We start from the raw sequence: 19,616 nt of genomic DNA, 5'->3' as shown, positions 1-19,616 counted from the left end.
AGCGGCAGGTCGCCCGGATCCAGCGCGTCCTAGCCCAGCAGGAGCCCCCGGCGGCCTAGCGGACCTGGCGGATGAGGACGGCCCTGCCGTTCGCCGGGCATCCCTGCAGCCAAATCTGGAGGTAGGGCGAGAGGCCACGCGTCGCGAGGACGAACCGGCCGGGCACGGCGACGTCATCGGCTCGCCCTTCGACGAAGCCGACCTCGGCCGGCGCGGTCCCCCGGTACGTGAAGAGCTCGTCCGGCTTGCGCGGATCCGACGTGTCGAGGCAGCTGAGGCTCCATCGCACGCCGCCGGTCCCGGGCTCCCAGCGGAGCCACGCCTTCCGCCCCTGCCCGTCGTCCAGGGATGTGACGAAGGCGGCCGCGGCGGGGACGGACGCCCCGATGAGGAGGGCGGCCGCGAGGATGGTGCTGCGCATCGTCAGAGCTCCAGTATCAGGCCAGGGTCGAAGGCGGGGTTCTCCAGCTCCTGGACCCAGACCCCATCCCGGCGCCGGTGGGAGGTGTCGTGACCCCTCGGGTTCGCGATGATCCTCGTCCGGCCAACTGTGTAGTCGACGCTCCGGTGGATGTGGCCGTGTATCCACAGGTCCGGCGCATGCGGTCCTTCGAGTATATCGGTCAAATCCGAAGCATAGGCGGCATCGATCATCTCGCGAACCTCCCCGTGCAACAACGACCGCGGATGCGGGGCGTGGTGGGTGACGACGATGCGGGGCCCGTCCCACGGCTCCGCCAGGGCGCGCTCGATCCGCCCCCGGTGCTGCAGGTGGAGCGCCTCGGCCGCGAGCGGCCTGAAGGGCGCGGGAGTCCCCCGGGCATCGCGGCCCTGGATCAGCCGATGGTCCCGCATACCGCCTTGGCGATCCCCTGCAGTAGAGAGCGCCATGGATCGGTTGCCGGTGATCCGGTAGTCAGTCCACAGGGTCGCACCGATGAACTGGATGCCCTCGAAGCTGACGGCCTGCCCGCAGTCGAGCATGCGAATACCCGCGATGATCGAGGCTTCACGCGCGGCTGCGATCTCGTCGGGGAGCCTAGTCCTCCAGAAATCGTGGTTGCCCGGGACGTAGACCGTGCCCCGGGCGCGAGGGACGACGTTTTCGGCGAGCCACGGGATCGCCCGTCGGCACAGTCCGTCGGCGACGTCGCCGGCGACGAGCGCGAGGTCGCAGGTCAGCCCCGCCGGGGGCGTCCAGGGGGACGCGTCGACGTGGAGGTCAGACAAGATCCAGATCCGCATGCCCACCTCCCTCAGATCGCTGCGCCCGTGCACTTCAGGCACCGGGACCGCATCCAGCCCCTGATCTCGATGATCTCTCCAGGCGCTCCGCATTTCTCGCAGATGAAACCTGACAGAAAGTCAACGCAATCGATGTGTTCTTCAATGTCGGACGAGAATTCGCTCGTCGAGATATGCCACCTAAGCGTGCCGTACTTCTCCTTGATCTCGTGCGTGGTGATCTTCACGCCGCCCGAGAACTGCGTCAGGTAGTCGGCCGCGCCCGCGAGAAGCCATGACCACCCGGGGCCGACGGCCGGGAGCCCGGAGACCAGGTCGGGGTAGCCGCGGTGCAGCCGCATCGCCCAATCGACCGGGCAGAGCGGCATCCCGGTGCTCCAGCGCAGCGCCAGCGTCCGCGCGAGGATGTTGAGGACCGTGCTCGCGCGGGGATGGTAGAAGCCGTCGTTGTCCTGGGTCTTGACGTCCAAGGCGCGCGACGACGTCCACTCGATCATGGGGCCCAAGCCAGTTGGGGAGATCCTCTCGACCTGGATAGTCTTGGCGAAGCGGTTCTCGCTCAGGGCGCGGCCCGCAATCGCGTAGAACTCGTCATCGATCACAGGTCGTCTCCCACAGGAAGAGGCAAGAAGCAGAGGGCCAGCGCCTCCGCCTCGCGGGCCAGCTGCAGGGCCTCCGCCGGAGAAAGGCGCCCGGCGGCGGCGAGGCGGGCAACGCGGACGACACGCGCTCGGCAGCCCCGGCCGACGAGCGCGCAGATCCGGCCGGCCTCCCACGCCGCCTGGATCCGCGCGGCGATCGCATCGAGGGTGTCGTGCACCATCGCGGCCTCCTTCAGTGCCGGGGAGCAAGACGGTCGCGACCGGCGACCAGGGTCTCCACGAGCCTCCTGAGAGGGCGGAGGCTCCCGCCCTTCCAGTGCCGCGCCAGGAGGGCGAGCTCGTCCTCGTCGAGGCCGGGCAGCCACGCCTCGTCCAGGCCCCGTTCGGCGCGGATCTCGGCGACGAGGTTCGCCGCCACGATCGGCAGATGCTCCGGCCGGGGGGACGGGACTTCAAGGATCCTCAGGCGGTCCCGGAGGGGGCCCGGGACGCCATCCAGAGTATTCGCGGTGACGATGAAGCTCACGGCCGACAGGTTCACGTTGGCCTCGATGAACGTGTCGAAGATCTGCCTGGCGCTCTCCCGCTCCAGGAACGGCAGCAAGGCGTCTTGGAGCGAGCCGTTCCTCCGGTCAGGCGACGACTTCTCGATCTCGTCGATCCCGACGACGAAATTCGCGACGCCCTCTGCCAGTGCGGTCTGGAGCGGGATCGACCCCCTGCCGGTCGACCACTGCCGAGAGGTCGATCCGAACGAACCGTCGGCCGCCCCGGCGGCGTTGTAGACGCGCAGCGCCAGGCCGAGGCCCTGCGCGACCGCGCGGATCGCTGCCGTCTTGCCGGTGCCGGGGCGGCTGACGAACGCGGTCGGCCGGATCCGGGCGTACGGCGCGCCGACGAGGTCCTGCGCCAGCACCTCGAACACGGGCCGCAGCCAGGGGGCCCTGGCCGCGCCAGCCTCCGCGAACGCGTGCGGGTCGGGCGCCGGGAGGAGCGGCAGCGGCTTGTTCTCGATCCGCTCGAACTCGGCGCGCGGGCTGTCCCGCCGGTCCCGCGTCGACTTGGCCGGCTCGGGCAGGTGCGCGAGCGATGGGACAACGACGAGCCCCGGCGCCGGCCGGGAAGCCGGGGCCGACGGCCGCGCAGCGTCGAGGATCGCCCCGAGCGTCGGCAGGTCCTCGTCCAGGCCCGGGAGGTCACCCGCCCGCGCCATGTCGCTTGCCGACGCCCCGGCGCCCCCGCGCAGGATCGCGTCCTCGTCGGAGATCATCTCCTCCGCCTTCGCGATTGCTGCGAACGATCTCGCGAAAGTCATCGCTTGCAGGTCGAATGCTGTCAGTCTGTCAAACAACGGCCTTGGCTTATACTTGACGTCCGAAAGGTCTTCCTGCGCGTCACTCGCCCACAGCAGAGCTGCCCTCAGCGCGAGCCAACCTCGCCCGACGTCGGAGCCGCGCAGGTACGTCCAAGCGACGTCCAGGCTTCGGGCCGAGATGCGGGCCGCAGCCTCGGCCGATCCGAGGGCCGCGGCGTGGTACGGCAGCAGCCTGGCGGCTTCGAAGAGCGCCGTGGGCAGCCCGTCGGGCAAGCCCTCTCGGTTGCAGGCCGTGAGCAGGGCACGCTCCGCGCGGGAGGCGGTCGACGCGCTCGGCTTCGTGATCGCCGCCTGCAGGGCGTGCTTGCACTCGCCCGGCAGCCCGTCGCGTCGGGCCAGCGGTCGCAGGACGGCGTCCATGTCCACCGTGGCGTCCCACTGCATGTGCTCGCCCCCGAACACGCGATTGATCGCGGCGAGGGGCGCTCTCGGCTCTCGGGGGCCGGCGACGAGGACGGGGTTGAGGATCAGCGCGCGGATCTCCGCGGCCGCCTTGTAGGCAGTGCTCGACATCGGGGGCAGGCTCTCTGGAACGGGGACGCGCAGGTGCACGCCGAGCAGGGCTCAGGCGGCGGTGGCGGGTTTCCGTTTCGAGAGAGCAGACATGCGCGGGGATGTCCCGTTCGAGGAGGCTGTCACGATGCCGGCGATCCGGCGCGCCCGCAAGCACGGGATGCCGCGAAGGTGAATATTTCCCTGGGCTAATCGCGCATGCCGCTGGGGCAGTAAGAATCAGGGGCTGCGCGATTTTTGGCGGGGAGTCCAGTGCCGAATCGGCAAAAATGGTACGTTCGAATCCGGGCGCGTGACGGAGGCGACGGGATGCGGATCGAGGTGACAGGCGGGACGATCGAGGCGCTCCCGCCGCAGCTGCGCGCGAGGCTCGCCGCGCGCTTCCCGAATTGCCCGTGGTGGCGCGAACCGGTGGAGCCTCCCGCCCCCTGGGAGCTGATCCGCACCGTGCTCGCCAAGGGTCGTGAGGACGGCCTCGACGACCGGCAGCTCGCGGCCGCCGTCTACACCGTGCTCGTGGGGCGCGGCCTGCTCGATGGAGGCCACGCGTGAGCCTGCCAGAACTCGTCCTGTGGCTGTCGGTGGGCGTCCTGCTCCTGATGGTCGCCCTCTTCGCCATCGTGGCGGCCCTCGACTGGGCGCTGCCTAGCAGGGACTTCGACCTCGACCGGTTCCTCGCCGAGGCGCAGGCGTCCTCAACGAAGGACACCCGTCGGTGAGCGAGGGCGCAGTCGAAATCGAGGCCCACCGCGAGGCCGTCCTCCGGCACTGGCTCGACAGCCCGCGGCATACCTGGATCGGGCTGCACGCCCGCGCGCACGCAGCAGTCCACGACATGGAGGGCATCGTCCTCGATGCGGACGGCGAGGAGGTCATGGTGCCCATCCGACGCCGCGGCGTCAGAGACATCCTGGAGCGGGTCTTCCCCGCCCCGAGAGTGAGGCATCCCTTCGCCGGGGCGAACCGCCATGCGAAGCGGGCGGCCGCGGCCAGGGCGAGGAGGCGGGCGTGAGCGAGGGCTTGCGCGGTAGAAATCACAAAGGCCAGGGAAAACCACCATGGCGCAGGTGATCTGGAAGCTCCGCCAGGTATGCTGACGCCATGAACGACACGCCTTCGAGCAAGCCTGCCAACGTCGTCGACCCCGTCGCGCACAGCGACGCCGTCGGCTCGGCCTACGCGTCCCTCGTCACCCCGGAGCACCGGAAGGCGCACGGCCTATATCTGACGCCGCCCGACGTCGCCCGCTTCATGGCATCCTACATCAGCCCGCGCACCGGCGCGGTACGGGTGCTCGATCCGTGCGCCGGTGGCGGGATCCTCTCGACGGCTGCCATCAGGGGCCTCGTCGAAGCCGGGGCCAAGCGGCTTCACCTCGTCGCCTACGAGGTGGATCGCAAGCTCGCCAAGAAGCTCGACGGCGTTCTGGCCGCCGCGGTTCGATGGGCGCAGGGCCGAGGGGCCGAGCTCACATACGACCTTCGCGTCGAGGACTTCGTGATTGCCAACGCCGACGCCCTCCAGGGGCTCGGAGGCCTGTTCGCGCCGTCATCCGACCGCACGTTCGATGTCGTCATCGCCAACCCGCCGTACTTCAAGCTGAACAAGGCCGATCCCAGGGCGCAGGCGGCATTGAGCGTCGTCCACGGGCAGCCCAATATCTACGGGCTGTTCATGGCGATCGGCGCCGCGCTCCTCCGGAAGGGCGGCGAGCTCGTCTTCATTACCCCCCGCAGCTTCGCCTCGGGCGACTACTTCCGGGCCTTCCGGCGTCAGTTTTTCGGTCTCGTGCGGCCGCAGGAGATGCACGTCTTCGGGTCCCGCAGGGACGCGTTCGCGCGCGATGCGGTGCTCCAGGAGAACGTGATCCTGCACGCCGTGCGCGACGATGGCTGGTCGGAGGGCGAGGTCACGATCAGCACGTCCGCCGGGATCCGTGACCTCGCGGAGCGGGAGACCCGCACAAAGCCGATCGGCGAGGTGCTCGACCTCGCCTCGAAGGACCTGGTCCTGCGCATGCCGGCGACGGCCGACGACGAGGACCTGATGCGGTCGGTCGACGCCTGGTCCGACCGGCTGGCCTCGCACGGCTGGAAGATCTCGACCGGGCCGGTCGTGGCGTTCCGGGCGAAGGAGTTCCAGAGCCCGACAGGCGGGCCGGGGACCGTGCCGCTCCTCTGGCTGAACCACATCCACCCGATGGAGGTGCGATGGCCCCTGGTGAAGCGGAAGAACGAGCACATCCTCGACCGGATGGCATCCCGCAACATCCTCGTGCCGAACGCCAACTATGTCGTGCTGCGCCGCTTCTCGGCAAAGGAGGAGAAGAGGCGCCTAGTGGCCGCCCCCTACCTCGCAGCCTCCATGGACGTGCCCATGGTCGGCCTGGAGAACCACCTCAATTACATCTACCGGCCGGGCGGCTCCCTGACGGAGGAGGAGGCGATCGGCCTCGCCGCCTTCCTGAACTCGACCCTCCTCGACACCTGGTTCAGGGCGACGAACGGCAACACGCAGGTCGGAGCCGCCGAGATCCGGGCGATGCCGATGCCGCCGATCCCGACCATCCGGGCGCTTGGCAGGCGCGCCCGGGGGGTGACCGATCTCGCCCTCATCGATGGGCTCGTGGCGGACGTGCTGGGATCCGTGAGCGGCGCCGACCTTCTCGTGGCCTAGTTGAACGACCCGGCGAGCCAATGCTTCGCTGGATCGGCCAGGATCCAGAGGTAGGTATCGACGGCGATGTTGCCATGCTTGCCCTGGCGTGAGGACGCGTCCTTCCAAGTCAGGTAGGTGGTGGTGAAGTCGACCCCCGCCTTCCCGCACCGCTCGGCCATGGCCCTGACCTGCTTCACCTTGTGGATGTCAACCTCGCCGTCGCTGGTGACCGCCTCGATGACCCAGAGCCGATCGGTCTTGGGGTTCCATAGGAGGACGTCCGGCATCGGATCATCGAGTTTGATCTCCACGCCGGCGCGAGCGAGCTTGGCTCGCTCCTCGTCGCTGATGCGGTCACCGTCGCTGTCGTCGACGTAGAGGACCTCGTACCCGGGCAGGAACCGTTTGGCGTAATGCTCGATGCTGGCGTCGATTAGGGAAGCATGCCCCGTGCCAACGAGCCGTTTCGAGGCCTCCGCGGCCACTGCCTGGAACTCGCGCCGGGCCCGGGTCGCGTCCGCCGCCGCCCACTTCCTGAGCAGGTCCTGCCACTCGTCCTCCGGGGCGCGCAGGATCGCCACGAAGTCGTCGCTGAGCCGGTAGGAGGAGTTGCCAGACTTGGCGATCGGGTGACCGGGGACGAAGGCGCCGTCGATCAGAGTGACCGCCTCGATGCCCCCGAGGTCTCGCAGCGGTTTGATCCACTGGTCCCGCCCCTCGCGATCGTGCTTCCCGTGGTCGCCCTGCAGGAACCCAATGTGGCAGGCGAGCATTGCGGTCGTCGCGCCGTCCGAGAACTTCATGTTCGTCGGCCACCGACGCGCGAAGAAGCTCGGGGTCTCGTCGTCCAGGAGGGCGTAGACGCAGTCGATGAGCATCTGGTTCTTGTCGAGAGCCAGGCCACCGAGCACCGCCCGCACCCGGCCCTTGCTGACGCCCTGGAGGCTGTCGGGGACGGTGGCCCCCGTCTTCAGCCGCTCATCGCGCAACGCGATGAACCGGTCGCTCAAACCCATCCCAAAAGCCCCCGTAATGGCCCCGTGCGCCAAGGCTATACGGCCCGCCCATTTGAGGAGTCACGCCAGGAATCGGGTTGACAGACAACCTCTCGTTGCTCGTTGCGTGGTTGCTACAGCCTCCAACGGGCCCCCGGATTTTCGCAACGTTTTTAAGGCAGTACGGCGGATCTGCCTTAGATCTGTTCCGAAAATCCCGGGCCCTGGCGATCCCGCTCGGCCAAGGCGTCCTCGACGACCTCGGCAACCCGCTGCGCCGCGGCCCCGGCGAGCTTCGGGCGGAGGGCGACGATCCGGGTCGTGGGCGTCCCCGGCGCGGAGACGACCAGGCGGCCGTCGGCCGCGAGGGTGACCACGGCGAGGACGGCGGGCTCGGGCGTGGCGTCCTCAGTGCGGTCGGGAAAGCGCGTGGCGATCTGCGCCTCGGAGAACCCGCAGTCGCGCATGATGCCCCGCAAGGCGTTCTCGACGCGGGGGGAGGTGACGGGAAGGAGCGGCTCGCGGTCGTCCTCGGTGTGGCCGGCTGGCCGCGTGGGCTCCCCCGCCTCCGGGGCCTCCACCTCGGCTATCGAGGCGACCAGGCGATCCCTCTCGGCGCGCAGCCCATCTAGCCGGGCGTCCACGTCGGCGAGGGCCCGCTCCATCCGCTGCAGCGTCCCCGACCTGATGGCCTCCCGCAAATCGCCCATCGCCCCCTCCGCTCAGGCAGGCATCCTCGGGCCGGCCGCGGCCCGGGGCAAGCCCGGGCGGGTGCGGAGGCTCAGGGGCGCAGGGGATCCAGCGCCTTGGCGTCCCGGCGAGGCAACGGCTTCGGCCAATCCGCCATGACGATGTCATACCGATGGAGGAGCTGCTCGGCCAGCTTGTGGGCAAGGCTCTCGATGGCCGGAGCCAGTGCTTCGGGGACCGGCCGTCGCCCCGAGATCCAGTGGGCGACCTGGGCTTGTCCGACCGGACGGCGGGCCTCCTTCGCCAGGGCGGCCGCGAGATCGGACTGCCAGCGCACTCCGAATATGCACTCTCCGAGGCGGATCACGCGCGTGCGAAGGGACAGCTGCCGCTCGGTGAGGCCGGTGAGGTCGACCTTCACCTCACGACGCGGCTTTGGGGCAGAGGCGGTCACGTGCTGGTCTCCTGGATTGAGCGGCTGACGCGCTCCGACGGGCGCGCGACGCGGTGGATCTGACGGATCGTGCCGAGGCTCTCGTCCCCGCGCCAGTGCGGACGTACGATCTCTATCCGCCCGCGCTTCAGGCGCCAGTGCGTCCGGACGTGGTGGCGGGCTCGACGGACGACGTCGTCGCCGTCGCGGGCCGGGGACTTGCCGTAGGCCCGACCCATGTCCTCCTCAGGGCCGTCGCGCCTCAGGACGATCTCGCTGTACCCGACGAGCTCGCGCTTCCCGCGCTTCGCCCGGGCCCGGTTGACGCGGGAGAGGTCGACCGGATCCCGCTCGACGATCCTGGGCGTCGTGATCAGGGCGAGGACGGAGATCAGCCAGGCCAGCTGCAGGGGCGTCCCGGTCGGCTCCTCGAAATGCGCCGCGCGATGCGGCGGCAAGGGGGGCTCGCCCTTCCATGTCCCCTCCGAGAAGACCCAGTTCCTGCTGACGTAGGCCCCGCCGGGGGTCGGGTGCATCCACATCGCGTCCCCCGTGATCGGCCGCGTCGGATCGAGCGACACGACGTAGACCGCGCGCCGGGCCTCGCGGGTGGACCAGGGCACGGCCCCATGCCACTCGATCCATGTCGCAATACCCGGCACGCGAACATGCGCGAGTTGCCCGTGCGGATCGCGGCATCCGTCGGCGAGGTCGTTGGCGAGCCGAACGACGCCGGGCGTGAGCACGAACCGCTGTCCGAATTCGAGGATATGATCGACCCTGTCGACCGCGTCCCGGAGATCGGGGGTCGGCCCCCTTTCCCACGCCTGCCTAATGCCGACCACGAGATCGTCCAGCAACATCGCGCTTCCCCCTGAGGCCAGTGCGAGGCTCCCTTCATCCGCCCTAGGCGGAGGGAGCCCCGAGGCAGGTCTCAGGCGGCGAGAAGCGACAGGGCAGCCTCGTCGAGCGCCAGCTCGCGGGCCCGCTTGCGCTCCTCCGCGGCCAGCCGCTTCTTGACCCGATAGATCCGCTGCTCCAGGGCGCGTCCCTCGATGCGATTGTCGCCCCCGGTCGTCGTAACCGGGATCCGGCGCGCCTCCTCGTGCGTCAGGATCGTCGCGATCATCTTCCCGCGGTTGCCGATCGCGGAGACCACGATGCGGAGCCCGGCGCCCTTGCAGGCGTCGATCAGGCTCTGACGGCTCTCCCGATAGCGCCCGCCGTACCGCGCAGCCGTGCCCTTGAGGTCGGATCCGGACCATGACGCGGCCCCATGGACCAGGGAGGTCTGGTAGGAACCTTTGCAGAGCGAGAGGGCGATCTCCTTGGCGGCGATGGTGGCGATCGTGGTCATCCGACGAGCTCCGTGCGACGGGGGCGAGACTGCCTGCCCGATGGCAATAAAATTAACACGCACGGGGTCGCGTTCAAGGGAGTGGCATTAAAATTAATGCCACGAAGGTGCGGCAAGATGTCAGGGGGGGCTCTTCGCGGAGCGGGGCAAAGGAGTTCGATAGCGGTACAATGTACCTAGCATGGTTAAGAATGGGTACATTGTACCCTAAAATTCCCTGAGCTCGTCGATGTCGGCCTGCACGGGCCCGAGCACGCCGCCATCGATGCCCGCTTCGCTTGAGGACCCCATGTCGAACCGCAGAAGTCTCATCTCCCTCATGGAGAGCTTCGCCCTCACGAAGGCCGACGTCGCCCGCATCGCCCGGGCTTCCGACGCCACCGTCGACGCTTGGCTCAAGCCCGAAACCTCTAAGAGCCACCGGGCCTGCCCGGACGTCGCCCTCGCGGTGATCGAGAACGCCGCCGGGGATCCGGTCTGTGCGACCGCCTCCGAGGCAGCCGACGTCCTTGGGGTCACCGCGGCCCGCGTGAGGGCGATGGCGGTCGACGCCCAGGTCGGCCTTGGCGGGGCCTTGTGGGCAACCCGGGACCAGCACCCCCTTTCGCGACTGGAGGCCGGGGAGCCGGTGACGCTGGAGTTCGGCTCGATCGCGTTCCTTCTGACGAGGGGCTGGGCTTTCCTGCCGCTGCAGGGCCGGGACGGGCGCCGGTGCAAGCTGGCGGTGCGCGCTCAGATCCTGCCTGCGGCCGACGGTGGCATGAGGGTCGAGACCCAGGCCCACGACTGGGCCGACGACGCGGACACCGCGCTCTGGGTCTCCGATGCGATCGCCGTCGCCGAGCGCATGGAGGAAGTCCGCATGCTTGGTCGCCGGAGGGTCGAGGCGCTCGATGCCGGCGACGACGCCGAGGTCCGGCGCCTAGACAAGGCGATCGACATCGTCGGGCGCGCGATCCGGCCCTGAGCCAAGGACCGGCGACCGGGGCGTGGCCTGGACAGGGACACGCCGTTCCCGGCACGTTCCCCGGCCACAGGTCGGCCACAGATTGGGGCTCGTGGGCCACGGATCGGGGACGACGGAGAACCATGGCGGACGACGACGAGGAAGGTCTCCCCGAAGGGAAAACCGGCCCTGCGCTGGGGAACGCACCTGTACGTTCCCACGTTCGGGACGTGGGGGTCGCAGGTTCAAATCCTGCCGCTCCGACCAATCATTCCCGCCTCTCGCAGCAGCCCTTCGCCGTTGGTCGCGCATCGCAAGGTGCCGTCGATGCCTGCCTGCGGGCGCCGACCGCGGAACGGCCTCAATCCTGACATCCTGGCGCCGGAGAGACCGACGAGGAAGCCGGACGGATCCCCCTGGGGAGCCGGCCCCGCCCGCCGTTGATTTCCAGGCGTCGCCCACGCATGGTCGCGGCAGCGCGGAGCGCTCCCTGCCCGGCCCCGCGGCGCCAGATCGCGCCGTGTCGCGGCACCGATACGAGAAGGCGAAGGAGTGACGGTGAAGCGCGCGCGCCTCGACCCGGTCGGATCCCAGCAGGCGCCGCGCGGCCGGTCGGCCGATCCGGGCCGCGAACCGCCCCTCGACCTCACGGGCGCCGCCTCGCCGCGGGCCGACCGCCGGGACGTGAACCTGCGCTGGCTCGCCGCCTGCGTGCTCACCGGCATGACCGGCGCCGGCCTGATCGGCTCGGCGATCTGGGTCTCGCTCCAGGGCGAGGTCACGTTCGCGGAGCTGCCGCAGGCAGTGGCGGTGGCCCCGCGCCCGGTGGCGAGCGAGGGCGGCACCAACCTCACCCGCAAGGGCGACCGGCTGGTGCGCAACCCGATGGTGGCGCTCGCCAAGCAGAGCTTCAAGGCGCCCGTCACCCTGCGGGCGGGCGAGCGCGAGATCATCAAGGTCCGGCCCTTCGTGCGGATCGCCACCGCGCTCTCGACCACCGCCGGCATGGCGGCGACCGACATCCCGCCCTTCGACCCGATGCGGTTCTTCAGCGATCCGGGGCTCGAGCGCGCGCCGGAAGCGCAAGGCACCGCGGCCGACGCGCCGGACGCCGAGGTGTCGGTGGTCAAGCGCGACCTCGGCGACCTCGCGGTGCCGGCCGGCTCCCCCGCCCTCTCGGACGAGGACGTGGCGGCGCAGATCGAGGAGGAGCGGCGCCTCGCCGCCGAGGCCGGGCGGCGCGCGGCGCTGCCCATCGCCCCGCAGCTGATGCTCTCGCGCACGCTGCGCAGCATGACGACCCTGCCGGGCCTCGACGGCACGGCCGATTTCGGCGGCGCGTCCGGCCCGTTCAAGTCGATCGAGGTCCGGGTGATGCGCGAGAACGTCACCGACCTCGCCAAGATGGAGCGCGAGCGCGACGCGCCCCTGGTCGAGGATCGCGACGTCGCGATCAAGCGCGGCGAGACGCTGGAGGGCGTGCTCAAGGCCAATGGCGGCCTCGACGAGCAGATCCGCCCGATCCTGGCGGCTTTGGGCACGCGGGTCCGCTCCGGCGCGGTCGGCGAGGGCCAGCAGATGCGGCTCCAGATCGGGCCCGGCCCCAAGCTCGGCGATCCGCGCCAGCTCACCCGGGTGATCCTCTACGGCGAGTCGGGCGTCGAGGCGATCGCTGCGATGAACGACCGCGGCGGCTTCGTATCGGTGGCCCCGCCGGTGCCGGAGGGCGTGGCCCAGAAGCCCGCCGCCAAGCCCGAGGCCGAGGACGACGAGGAGGGCACGGGCGCGCGCCTCTATGCCAGCCTCTACGAGACCGCCGCGCGCCACGACCTGCCGCGCTCGACCGTCGAGGACCTGGTGCGGATCTTCGGCTACGACGTCGACTTCCAGCGCCGCGTCGCCACCGGCGACGGGATCGAGCTGTTCTACACCTACGACGAGGAGGCCGGCGGCTCGTCCGAGCGGCCCGACATCCTGTTCGCGGCCCTCAACCTCGGCGGCGAGTCGCGGCGGATCTACCGGTTCCAGTCGCCGGACGACGGCAGCGTGGACTACCTCGACGAGGCCGGCCGGTCGCTGAAGAAGTTCCTGCTGCGCAAGCCGGTGGCCGACGGCAACATGAGCTCGGGCTTCGGCTACCGCCGCCACCCGGTGCTCGGCTACGCCAAGCTCCATACCGGCGTCGACTGGTCAATCCGCATCGGCACCCCGATCTTCGCGGCCGGCAACGGCACGGTGATCAAGGCCGACTGGGATTCGGGCTACGGCCGCCGGGTCGAGATCCAGCACGCCAACGGCTACGTCACCACCTACAACCACATGTCCCGGTTCGGCCGCGGCGTCAGCACCGGCACCAAGGCGCGCCAGGGCCAGATCATCGGCTATGTCGGCTCGACCGGCCTGTCGACCGGCGCCCACCTGCACTACGAAGTGATCATCAACGGCCACTTCGTCGACCCGATGAAGATCCGCGTGCCCCGCGGCCGCGAGCTCGACGGGCGGCTGCTCGCCGAGTTCCGGCGCCAGCGCGACCAGATCGACGGGCTGATCCAGAAATCCGGCGCGCCCACCACCCTGGCCCAGCGCGAGGCGATGCGCTGACCCTGCGCCCTCGCGGGCTCAGGTGATCCGGCCGATGATCGCCTCCCGGGCCGCCCGGGAGCCGCAGAGGCGCTTCCTCGCCCGCTCCAGCACCGCGGGGGGCGCCTCCGCCGGGGTGCCGGCGCCGAAGGGCGGGGCCGGCGCGTATTCTAGGGTGAGCTGCACCGTCTCGGCCTCCTCGCGGCCGAGCAGTTCGGCCACCACCGCGAGCCCGAAATCGATGCCCGAGGTCACGCCCCCGGCGGTGATCAGGGTGCCGTCCCGCACCACCCGGTCCTGCACCGGCACGGCGCCGAAGCGGGCGAGGAAGTCGTGCGCGTACCAGTGGGTCGTCGCGCGCCTGCCCTTCAGCAGCCCGGCCGCGCCGAGCACCAGCGCGCCGGTGCAGACCGAGGTGAGGTAGCGGACCTCGCGGGCGCGGGCACGCACGAAATCCAGCACCGCCTCGTCCTCGAGGAGCGGATTCACCCCGGCCCCGCCCGGGATGCAGAGCACGTCGAGGGGCGGACAGGTCTCGAAGGTCGCGGTCGGCACGAACGGGATGCCGGTGGCCGAGCGCACCGGCTCGCCGTCCTTCCAGATCAGGTGGACGGCGCTCTCGGGCACCGAGGCGAAGACCTCGTAGGGCCCGGTCAGGTCGAGCTGCTGGACCTGCGGGAAGACGAGGATTCCGAAGCTGAGCGACACGAGGGCGTTCTCCCGGTTGACGCCGGTCAGCGTAAACCCGCATGCCTCGGCGCGATCGCCAGAATGCCCTCGTTTCCCGCCAAAGCCACCCCTCGCCGAAATCCCCCATGCCGCACGCGCGCCGCATCGAGATCCTGGCCTTCCCGGGCGTCCAGCTCCTCGACGTCGCCGGGCCGCTCCAGGTCTTCGCCACCGCCAACGACCTCGCGGCCGGCCCGCATCGTCCCTACGAGACCGCCCTGGTAGCCCGGACGACCCCGATCGACTCGAGCGCCGGCCTGCCGCTGCCGGCGGAGAGCCTGCCGTCCGCGGTGACGCCCTTGGACACGCTCGTCGTGGCGGGCGGCCAGGGCGTCGACGCGGCCTGCCTGGACGGCGACCTCGTCGACTGGCTGCGGCGGCGAAGCGGCGCGGCGCGGCGCACCGCCTCGGTGTGCAGCGGCGCCTTCCTGCTGGCGGCGACCGGGCTTCTCGACGGCCGCCGGGCGGTGACGCATTGGGGACGTTGCGCCCAGTTCGCCCGGGCCCATCCCGCCGTGCGGCTCGATCCCGATCCGATCTTCGTGCGAGACGGCGCGGTCTGGACCTCGGCGGGCGTCACCGCCGGGATCGACCTCGCCCTCGCCCTGGTCGAGGAGGATCTCGGCCGCGACCACGCCCTCGCGGTGGCGCGCCAGCTCGTCGTCTACCTCAAGCGGCCGGGCGGGCAGGCGCAGTTCAGCACGGTCCTGACCCTCCAGGCGGGCGACGGACGCTTCGACCGCCTGCACGCCTGGATCCGCGAGAACCTGTCGGCGGATCTCTCGCTGCCGGCCCTGGCCGCCCGGGCCGCGATGAGCCCGCGCAGCTTCTCGCGCCATTACCGCGAGGCGACCGGCCGCACCCCGGCCCGCGCCGTGGAGGAGATCCGCATCGAGGCGGCCCGCCGGCTGCTGGAGCAGGGCGCGAGCGTCGGGCGTGCCGCCCGGGCCTGCGGCTTCGGCTCGGAAGAGACGTTGCGCCGGGGCTTCCTGCGCCGCGTCGGCACCGGCCCGCGCGCCTATCGCGAGCGCTTCGCCGGCTGACGGGTGCGTCACCGGGCCGGGACGCCGAGCCGCGCCCGGACCGCCTCCGGGCTCACCCCCCGCTCGCGCAACGCCGCCAGCGCCTCCGAGCGCAGGCTCTTCGACAGCTTGTCGCCCGCCTCGTCGCGGATGAGGTCGTGATGGTGGTAGCGCGGGGTCGGCAGGCCGAAGAGCCGCTGGAGCAGGACGTGGAGGTCGGTGGCGGCTTCGAGGTCCCGGCCGCGCACCACGTGGGTGATCCCCTGCGCGGCATCGTCGAGGACCACCGCGAGGTGGTAGCTCGTCGGCACGTCCTTGCGGGCGATGACCGCGTCGCCCCAGCGGGCGGGATCGGCGACCCGGACGGTCTCCGGTTCCCCCGGCGCGAAGGCCGTGTAGGCAAGGGGGCCCGGGCAGAGCGCCAGCGCGCGCGCCGTGTCGAGGCGCCAGGCATGGGGGCCGTCGGGGACCGGCCGGCCGCGGCAGGTGCCCGGATAGAGCGGCGCCCCGTCGGGGTCGCGCCGGCTGCCGGCGGCGGCCTGGATCTCCCGGCGGGTGCAGGTGCAGGGATAGACGAGGCCCCGCGCGCGCAACGCCTCGAGCGCGGCGCGGTAGGTGGACATCCGGGCGGACTGGCGCCAGACCGGCTCCGGAAAGCCCAGGCCGAGCCAGGCGAGGTCGGCGAGGATCGCCTCGGTCAGCTCCGGCCGGCAGCGCTGGGGATCGATGTCCTCGATGCGCAGGAGCAGCGTGCCGTGCAGCGCCCGGGCCATCTCCGCGTTGAGAAGCGCCGAGTAGGCGTGGCCGAGATGCAGGCGCCCGTTCGGGCTCGGGGCGAAGCGCAGGCGGGGAGGCGACACGGCGGGATGCGGACGACGAGGGCTTTCCCCGCCATAAGCCCGGACGCCGCCGGCGTCACCGGGCCGCTCCTCGATTCCGAGGCGGTGCTGCGCGAGGGCGTGGCGGCGCTCGCCGCCCTCGACCCGGTGATGGCGCGGCTCGCCGCGGAGGGCGCGGCACCGGTCCTGCGCAAGCGCCCGCCGGGCTTTGCGGGCCTGGCCGGCATCGTGGTGGGCCAGCAGATCTCGACGGCGAGCGCCGCGGCGATCTGGGGCCGGCTCACCGCCCGCATGCCGGACCTGACGCCGCAGGCCCTGGCGGCCGCGCCGGACGACCTGTTGCGCGAGGCCGGCCTCTCGGCGCCGAAGATCCGGACCTTGCGGGCGGCCGCCGCGGCAATCCTCGACGGCACGCTGCCGCTCGACACCCTGCACGCGCTGCCGGCGGACGAGGCCCACCGGCTGATGGTGGCGGTCCACGGCATCGGCCCCTGGACGGCGGACGTCTACCTGCTGTTCTGCCTCGGCCACCCGGACGCCTTCCCGGCCGGCGACCTCGCCCTCCAGGAGGCCGCGCGCCTCGCCGACGGGCTGGAGACCCGGCCGAGCGCCGCCGCGCTGACGCGCCGTGCCGACGCCTGGCGCCCGTGGCGCGGGGTCGCCGCCAAGGTCCTGTGGGCCTATTACCGGGTGGCCAAGGCGCGCGACGGCGCGCCTCTCTCTTCGTAAGTCGGCGCGAAGGCGCCCCGGCGCCGCCCGCCTCCCGTCCCGATCACCCGGAGCCCGACCCCGATGCCGATCCTCACCGGCCCGCGCCTGATGCCCCGCTCGGGCGCCGCGCCGCGCCAGCTCGTCGTGCTGCTGCACGGCTTCGGCGCCGACGGCAACGACCTGATCGACCTGGCGCAGGAATGGCAGCCGCTCCTGCCCGACGCCGCCTTCGTGGCGCCGCACGCGCCCGAGCCCTGCATCCAGGGCTTCGGGCGGCAATGGTTCTCGCTCACCTTCCGCGATCCGCAGGAGCGCTGGCGCGGCGTGAACCGGGCCGGGCCGACGCTCGACGCCTTCCTGGACGCGGAGCTCGAGGCGCACGGCCTCGGGCCGCATCAGCTCGCGCTGGTGGGCTTCAGCCAGGGCTGCATGATGGCGCTGCACGTCGCCCTGCGCCGTCCCGCCCCGGTGGCGGCGGTGGTCGGCCTGTCCGGCATGCTGGTCATGGAAGAGGGCAAGGGCCCCGAGAGCCTGGCGCCGGCGGTCACCGCGGTGCCGCCGGTGCTGCTCGCCCACGGCGACCAGGACGAGGTGATCCCGGTCGACGCGCTGTTTCTCTCGGCGGAAGCGCTCGCCGCCGCCGACGTGCCGGCGGAGTGGCACCTCTCCGCCGGGATCGGTCACGGCATCGACGACGGCGCCCTGCACCATGCCGGGCAGTTCATCGCCGCGGGCTTCGCCCGGGCCTCCCGCATGGCCTGATCGCGCGGCGGGGTTTTTTAGCCCCGCGCCTCCTTGAGCGCCGCCTGGGCGCCGGCCCGCAGCAGGGCGGAATCGCCCGTGAGCGCGATCAGGTCGAAGCCCTCGGCGATCAGCTCGCGGGTGCGCGCGGCCGAGAGGGCGTAGATGCCGATCCGCTTGCCCGCCGCCCGGGTGCGCGCCATGGCGTGCTTGAGCGCGTCGCGCACCGCCGTGCCGTCCGGATCGAGGCCGGCGCCGTTCGACAGCGCGATCGAGAGGTCGGAGGGGCCGATGAAGATGCCGTCGATCCCGTCCACCGCCAGGATGTCGTCGAGGGCAGCGAGCGCCTCCCGGGTCTCGATCATCGCGAGGGTCTGGCAGATCCCGTTGGCCTCGCGCAGGTAGGTCTCGGGCGCCAGGCCCGAGAGCGCCAGCGCCGGGTTCGGCCCCCAGCTGCGCTCGCCCATCGGCGGGTACTTGGCCAGGGCCGCGAAGCGGCGCGCATCCTCGACGGTGTTGACCATCGGGGCGATGACGCCCGAGACCCCGGCATCGAGGAGCCGCGACACGGTGGCGAAACCGCCGACCGGCACCCGCGCCAGGGTCGGCTTGCCGCGGGCCGCCACCAGGGCGATCGTGCGGTTGATGCTGTCGAAGTCGTGCGCGCCGTGCTGCATGTCGAGGGTGACGGCGTCGAACGCCTCGGCCGCCAGCAGCCCCGCCACGAGGGGCTCGGGAATCCCGCACCAGGCCGTGATCAGCGGCTTGCCCTCGCGGAATCGCGCCGCCAGCGCGGCCACCGCTCCACCCCGTTCCGCCATCGTGGTCCCTCCCGGCATGCTTTGGCCGGCCGCGCGTTCGCCGCGGCCCGCGCGGGCGAGCTTAGGTCAGGCCGGGCGGCGGCGTCGAGGCACGGCGCCCGCGCCCGCGACATGCCGCCCCCTCCGGCCACGCTTGCATCGGGGCGGCGGCGTGCGCATATCGTCGCGACCAACGACCGCCATCATCGCAGCGGCGGCCGGGCGCCTCCCGGGCGCTCCGGCCAACGCGTTGTGCTGCCTTCGCGGTTCGGGTATTTTACCGCCGGCCGCCGGGACGCCCCCGCTCGACGCATCCCCCGGCCCGACCTTCTCCTGAGAGGTCGCCGCGCCGCGGGTCCCACACGTCGTCAGGAGCCTCGGCCCCATGGACTTCCTCAAACCACGGTACACGCCTATGAACCGCCGCCGTCGCATCTACGAGGGCAAGGCGAAGGTCCTCTACGAGGGTCCCGAGCCCGGCACGCTCATCCAGCATTTCAAGGACGACGCGACCGCCTTCAACGCCAAGAAGCACGAGGTGATCGACGGCAAGGGCGTGCTGAACAACCGGATCTCCGAGTTCGTGTTCCAGCACCTCAACGACATCGGCGTGCCGACGCACTTCATCCGTCGGCTGAACATGCGCGAGCAGCTGATCCGCGAGGTCGAGATCATCCCGCTCGAGGTGGTGGTGCGCAACGTGGCGGCCGGCTCGCTGGCAACGCGGCTGGGCCTGGAGGAAGGCACCCAGCTCCCGCGCTCGATCATCGAGTTCTACTACAAGAACGACCAGCTCAACGACCCGATGGTGTCGGAGGAGCACATCACGGCCTTCGGCTGGGCGACCCCGCAGGAGATCGACGACATCATGGCGCTGGCCATCCGGGTCAACGACTTCATGTCGGGTCTCTTCCTCGGCGTCGGCATCCGCCTCGTCGACTTCAAGATGGAGACCGGCCGGCTCTGGGAAGGCGACATGATGCGCATCGTCGTCGCCGACGAGATCTCCCCGGATTCCTGCCGGCTCTGGGACATCAAGAGCCAGGACAAGCTCGACAAGGACCGCTTCCGCAAGGACCTTGGCGGCCTGATCGAGGCCTATTCCGAGGTGGCCCGTCGCCTCGGCATCCTGGGCGAGAACGAGAAGGTGCAGACCGGCGGGCCGCGCCTGGTGCAGTAGGCGCCTCCACGGCCGTCCGGTCCGATGTGGCGGGGTCGCTTCCGAGAGGGAGCGGCCCCGTCGCCGTTAGGGCGACAGGGCTGTCCGGGGACTAGCCCGTCTTATTCACGAGGACGGTGGATCTGGGGTGGCGAGCGTAGCATAAAGCATTGTTGTAGCTTAGGGATTGGGTGCTGACGCCAAGCCTTCAGATCGCACCG

23 protein-coding genes are annotated in these 19,616 nt (G+C 71.2%); 10 read left to right on the top strand and 13 right to left on the bottom strand.

What is annotated here, in order from left to right:
* Positions 1–55: 55 nt before the first annotated feature.
* The 5 genes from HPY23_RS16350 to HPY23_RS16330 are packed head-to-tail and all read right to left on the bottom strand — an operon-like array spanning position 56 to position 3,735.
* Entirely contained in the window at positions 56–421 is a 366-nt protein-coding gene (locus HPY23_RS16350) for a hypothetical protein (protein ID WP_200646703.1), read from the bottom strand.
* Between the two features lie 2 nt (positions 422–423).
* Positions 424–1,245 carry a metallophosphoesterase gene (locus HPY23_RS16345; RefSeq protein WP_236012451.1) on the bottom strand — a complete coding sequence of 274 codons (822 nt, stop codon included), beginning with the start codon at positions 1,243–1,245 and terminating at the stop codon, positions 424–426.
* Positions 1,246–1,256: 11 nt separating this feature from the next.
* Positions 1,257–1,847 (bottom strand): hypothetical protein, encoded by a 591-nt coding sequence (locus HPY23_RS16340; RefSeq protein WP_200601480.1) that lies wholly within the window; start codon positions 1,845–1,847, stop codon positions 1,257–1,259.
* Positions 1,844–2,068: a hypothetical protein gene (locus HPY23_RS16335; protein WP_200601481.1), complete on the bottom strand. Its 225-nt coding sequence runs from the start codon at positions 2,066–2,068 to the stop codon at positions 1,844–1,846. Before HPY23_RS16335 ends, HPY23_RS16340 begins: the two co-directional genes overlap by 4 nt.
* Positions 2,069–2,079: 11 nt before the next feature.
* Complete coding sequence (locus HPY23_RS16330) at positions 2,080–3,735, bottom strand: AAA family ATPase (protein ID WP_200601482.1); 1,656 nt, start codon at positions 3,733–3,735, stop codon at positions 2,080–2,082.
* A gap of 309 nt (positions 3,736–4,044) precedes the next feature.
* On the opposite strand from HPY23_RS16330, the gene HPY23_RS16325 reads away from it, so the two are divergent.
* From HPY23_RS16325 to HPY23_RS16310, 4 genes are all read left to right on the top strand, one after another.
* Positions 4,045–4,287, top strand: a complete 243-nt coding sequence (locus HPY23_RS16325) for a hypothetical protein (RefSeq protein WP_200601483.1) — start codon at positions 4,045–4,047, stop codon at positions 4,285–4,287.
* Positions 4,284–4,454 (top strand): hypothetical protein, encoded by a 171-nt coding sequence (locus HPY23_RS16320; protein WP_200601484.1) that lies wholly within the window; start codon positions 4,284–4,286, stop codon positions 4,452–4,454. The genes HPY23_RS16325 and HPY23_RS16320 overlap by 4 nt, the downstream gene beginning before the upstream one ends.
* Positions 4,451–4,747 carry a hypothetical protein gene (locus tag HPY23_RS16315; protein WP_200601485.1) on the top strand — a complete coding sequence of 99 codons (297 nt, stop codon included), beginning with the start codon at positions 4,451–4,453 and terminating at the stop codon, positions 4,745–4,747. Before HPY23_RS16320 ends, HPY23_RS16315 begins: the two co-directional genes overlap by 4 nt.
* A gap of 89 nt (positions 4,748–4,836) precedes the next feature.
* The gene (locus HPY23_RS16310) at positions 4,837–6,411 is read left to right on the top strand and encodes an Eco57I restriction-modification methylase domain-containing protein (protein WP_200601486.1); all 1,575 of its coding nucleotides are present in this window, start codon (positions 4,837–4,839) and stop codon (positions 6,409–6,411) included.
* Here HPY23_RS16310 and HPY23_RS16305 read toward each other — a convergent pair.
* The 5 genes from HPY23_RS16305 to HPY23_RS16285 all read right to left on the bottom strand — a co-directional run bounded on the left by HPY23_RS16305 (position 6,408) and on the right by HPY23_RS16285 (position 9,868).
* On the bottom strand, positions 6,408–7,403 hold the full coding sequence (locus HPY23_RS16305; protein ID WP_200601487.1) for a BsuBI/PstI family type II restriction endonuclease: 996 nt from the start codon (positions 7,401–7,403) through the stop codon (positions 6,408–6,410). The genes HPY23_RS16310 and HPY23_RS16305 overlap by 4 nt on opposite strands.
* A gap of 182 nt (positions 7,404–7,585) precedes the next feature.
* Positions 7,586–8,098 carry a hypothetical protein gene (locus HPY23_RS16300; protein ID WP_200601488.1) on the bottom strand — a complete coding sequence of 171 codons (513 nt, stop codon included), beginning with the start codon at positions 8,096–8,098 and terminating at the stop codon, positions 7,586–7,588.
* Between the two features lie 71 nt (positions 8,099–8,169).
* Positions 8,170–8,532: a helix-turn-helix domain-containing protein gene (locus HPY23_RS16295; RefSeq protein WP_200601489.1), complete on the bottom strand. Its 363-nt coding sequence runs from the start codon at positions 8,530–8,532 to the stop codon at positions 8,170–8,172.
* The gene (locus HPY23_RS16290) at positions 8,529–9,371 is read right to left on the bottom strand and encodes a hypothetical protein (RefSeq protein ID WP_200601490.1); all 843 of its coding nucleotides are present in this window, start codon (positions 9,369–9,371) and stop codon (positions 8,529–8,531) included. Before HPY23_RS16290 ends, HPY23_RS16295 begins: the two co-directional genes overlap by 4 nt.
* Positions 9,372–9,445: 74 nt before the next feature.
* The gene (locus HPY23_RS16285; RefSeq protein WP_200601491.1) at positions 9,446–9,868 is read right to left on the bottom strand and encodes a hypothetical protein; all 423 of its coding nucleotides are present in this window, start codon (positions 9,866–9,868) and stop codon (positions 9,446–9,448) included.
* A 265-nt stretch (positions 9,869–10,133) separates the two neighbouring features.
* Between HPY23_RS16285 and HPY23_RS16280 the strand changes: the two genes are divergently transcribed.
* A complete protein-coding gene (locus HPY23_RS16280) occupies positions 10,134–10,835 on the top strand; it encodes a YehS family protein (protein ID WP_200649647.1) in 702 nt (233 codons plus the stop codon).
* 531 nt (positions 10,836–11,366) lie between these two features.
* Positions 11,367–13,415 carry a peptidoglycan DD-metalloendopeptidase family protein gene (locus HPY23_RS16275; RefSeq protein ID WP_418888696.1) on the top strand — a complete coding sequence of 683 codons (2,049 nt, stop codon included), beginning with the start codon at positions 11,367–11,369 and terminating at the stop codon, positions 13,413–13,415.
* 18 nt (positions 13,416–13,433) lie between these two features.
* Here the strand turns inward: HPY23_RS16275 and HPY23_RS16270 are convergent, their stop codons facing one another.
* A complete protein-coding gene (locus tag HPY23_RS16270) occupies positions 13,434–14,102 on the bottom strand; it encodes a DJ-1/PfpI family protein (RefSeq protein WP_091884832.1) in 669 nt (222 codons plus the stop codon).
* A gap of 107 nt (positions 14,103–14,209) precedes the next feature.
* Here HPY23_RS16270 and HPY23_RS16265 point away from each other — a divergent pair, with 107 nt between their 5' ends.
* The gene (locus tag HPY23_RS16265; RefSeq protein ID WP_236012452.1) at positions 14,210–15,166 is read left to right on the top strand and encodes a GlxA family transcriptional regulator; all 957 of its coding nucleotides are present in this window, start codon (positions 14,210–14,212) and stop codon (positions 15,164–15,166) included.
* An 8-nt stretch (positions 15,167–15,174) separates the two neighbouring features.
* Here the strand turns inward: HPY23_RS16265 and gluQRS are convergent, their stop codons facing one another.
* A complete protein-coding gene (gene gluQRS, locus HPY23_RS16260; RefSeq protein ID WP_091884826.1) occupies positions 15,175–16,005 on the bottom strand; it encodes a tRNA glutamyl-Q(34) synthetase GluQRS in 831 nt (276 codons plus the stop codon).
* 6 nt (positions 16,006–16,011) lie between these two features.
* Between gluQRS and HPY23_RS16255 the strand changes: the two genes are divergently transcribed.
* Together HPY23_RS16255 and HPY23_RS16250 are read left to right on the top strand one after the other, a co-directional pair.
* Positions 16,012–16,713 carry a DNA-3-methyladenine glycosylase family protein gene (locus HPY23_RS16255; RefSeq protein WP_091884823.1) on the top strand — a complete coding sequence of 234 codons (702 nt, stop codon included), beginning with the start codon at positions 16,012–16,014 and terminating at the stop codon, positions 16,711–16,713.
* Between the two features lie 63 nt (positions 16,714–16,776).
* Complete coding sequence (locus tag HPY23_RS16250) at positions 16,777–17,457, top strand: alpha/beta hydrolase (protein WP_091884821.1); 681 nt, start codon at positions 16,777–16,779, stop codon at positions 17,455–17,457.
* Positions 17,458–17,474: 17 nt separating this feature from the next.
* Here HPY23_RS16250 and HPY23_RS16245 read toward each other — a convergent pair whose 3' ends face one another.
* The gene (locus HPY23_RS16245) at positions 17,475–18,257 is read right to left on the bottom strand and encodes an HpcH/HpaI aldolase family protein (protein ID WP_091884818.1); all 783 of its coding nucleotides are present in this window, start codon (positions 18,255–18,257) and stop codon (positions 17,475–17,477) included.
* 364 nt (positions 18,258–18,621) lie between these two features.
* On the opposite strand from HPY23_RS16245, the gene purC reads away from it, so the two are divergent.
* Positions 18,622–19,416 (top strand): phosphoribosylaminoimidazolesuccinocarboxamide synthase, encoded by a 795-nt coding sequence (gene purC, locus HPY23_RS16240; protein WP_048429422.1) that lies wholly within the window; start codon positions 18,622–18,624, stop codon positions 19,414–19,416.
* The last annotated feature ends 200 nt before the right edge of the window (positions 19,417–19,616 follow it).

Source organism: Methylobacterium ajmalii (assembly GCF_016613415.1).
GTDB lineage: Bacteria > Pseudomonadota > Alphaproteobacteria > Rhizobiales > Beijerinckiaceae > Methylobacterium > Methylobacterium ajmalii.
Note: the sequence above shows the minus strand (reverse complement) of the source record. Positions and strands in the feature narration are given on the sequence as shown.

Coding starts and splice junctions, on each gene's coding strand:
- HPY23_RS16350 (WP_200646703.1), bottom strand. CDS start 421: ATGCGCAGCACCATCCTCGCGGCCGCCCTCCTCATCGGGGCGTCCGTC.
- HPY23_RS16345 (WP_236012451.1), bottom strand. CDS start 1,245: ATGCGGATCTGGATCTTGTCTGACCTCCACGTCGACGCGTCCCCCTGG.
- HPY23_RS16335 (WP_200601481.1), bottom strand. CDS start 2,068: ATGGTGCACGACACCCTCGATGCGATCGCCGCGCGGATCCAGGCGGCG.
- HPY23_RS16330 (WP_200601482.1), bottom strand. CDS start 3,735: ATGTCGAGCACTGCCTACAAGGCGGCCGCGGAGATCCGCGCGCTGATC.
- HPY23_RS16325 (WP_200601483.1), top strand. CDS start 4,045: ATGCGGATCGAGGTGACAGGCGGGACGATCGAGGCGCTCCCGCCGCAG.
- HPY23_RS16310 (WP_200601486.1), top strand. CDS start 4,837: ATGAACGACACGCCTTCGAGCAAGCCTGCCAACGTCGTCGACCCCGTC.
- HPY23_RS16300 (WP_200601488.1), bottom strand. CDS start 8,098: ATGGGCGATTTGCGGGAGGCCATCAGGTCGGGGACGCTGCAGCGGATG.
- HPY23_RS16285 (WP_200601491.1), bottom strand. CDS start 9,868: ATGACCACGATCGCCACCATCGCCGCCAAGGAGATCGCCCTCTCGCTC.
- HPY23_RS16280 (WP_200649647.1), top strand. CDS start 10,134: ATGCCCGCTTCGCTTGAGGACCCCATGTCGAACCGCAGAAGTCTCATC.
- HPY23_RS16265 (WP_236012452.1), top strand. CDS start 14,210: ATGCCGCACGCGCGCCGCATCGAGATCCTGGCCTTCCCGGGCGTCCAG.
- HPY23_RS16255 (WP_091884823.1), top strand. CDS start 16,012: ATGCGGACGACGAGGGCTTTCCCCGCCATAAGCCCGGACGCCGCCGGC.
- HPY23_RS16250 (WP_091884821.1), top strand. CDS start 16,777: ATGCCGATCCTCACCGGCCCGCGCCTGATGCCCCGCTCGGGCGCCGCG.
- HPY23_RS16245 (WP_091884818.1), bottom strand. CDS start 18,257: ATGGCGGAACGGGGTGGAGCGGTGGCCGCGCTGGCGGCGCGATTCCGC.
- purC (WP_048429422.1), top strand. CDS start 18,622: ATGGACTTCCTCAAACCACGGTACACGCCTATGAACCGCCGCCGTCGC.